The sequence below is a fragment of the Psychrobacter piscatorii genome, from assembly GCF_043641605.1.
GTDB classification, from domain to species: Bacteria; Pseudomonadota; Gammaproteobacteria; order Pseudomonadales; family Moraxellaceae; genus Psychrobacter; species Psychrobacter piscatorii_C.
On record NZ_JBHZRK010000028.1, the window covers coordinates 1 to 1,048 of the forward strand.

1 protein-coding gene is annotated in these 1,048 nt (G+C 48.5%); it reads left to right on the forward strand.

Annotated elements, in window-relative coordinates; genetic code table 11:
* Nucleotides 1-23 precede the first annotated feature (23 nt).
* On the forward strand, nucleotides 24-1,048 hold a 1,025-nt coding region (gene tuf, locus ACHUET_RS14610; protein WP_394213798.1), incomplete at its 3' end, for an elongation factor Tu.

Below are 1,048 nucleotides of genomic sequence, written 5' to 3' on the forward strand. Positions count from 1 at the left end.
ACCAAAAAAAAGAGGAAATACCCATGGCAAAGGCCAAGTTTGAACGTAGCAAGCCACACGTCAACGTCGGTACCATCGGACACGTTGACCATGGTAAAACCACCCTTACCGCTGCAATCGCAACCGTAGCTGCAATCACCTCTGGTGGCGAAGCCAAAGACTACGCGTCTATTGACTCAGCACCAGAAGAAAAAGCACGTGGTATCACCATCAACACCTCACACGTAGAATATGACACAGACAGCCGTCACTACGCACACGTAGATTGCCCAGGTCACGCCGATTATGTTAAAAACATGATCACCGGTGCCGCTCAGATGGACGGCGCAATCCTAGTTGTATCAGCAACTGACGGCCCTATGCCACAGACTCGTGAGCACATCTTGTTGTCACGTCAGGTTGGCGTACCATACATCATCGTATTCATGAACAAATGTGACATGGTAGATGACGAAGAACTACTAGAACTAGTAGAAATGGAAGTTCGCGAACTATTGAACGACTATGACTTCCCAGGTGATGACACCCCAATCATCCACGGTTCTGCTACTGAAGCCCTAAAAGGCTCACAAGAAAAATACGGCCAACCAGCCGTTGTAGAACTACTAGGCGTACTAGACACCTACATCCCAGAGCCAGAGCGTGACGTTGACAAAGCATTCCTAATGCCAATCGAAGACGTATTCTCAATCTCAGGTCGTGGTACCGTAGTAACTGGCCGTGTTGAATCTGGTATCGTAAAAGTTGGTGACGAAATCGAAATCGTTGGTATCCGTGACACTCAAAAAACCACCTGTACTGGTGTAGAGATGTTCCGTAAACTGCTTGACGAAGGTCGTGCAGGCGAAAACTGTGGCGTACTACTACGTGGTACTAAGCGTGAAGACGTACAACGTGGCCAAGTACTAGCGAAGCCAGGTTCAATCACGCCTCACACCAAGTTTGACGCAGAAGTATACGTACTGTCAAAAGAAGAGGGTGGTCGTCACACACCATTCCTAAACGGCTATCGTCCACAGTTCTACTTCCGTACCACTGACGTAACTGG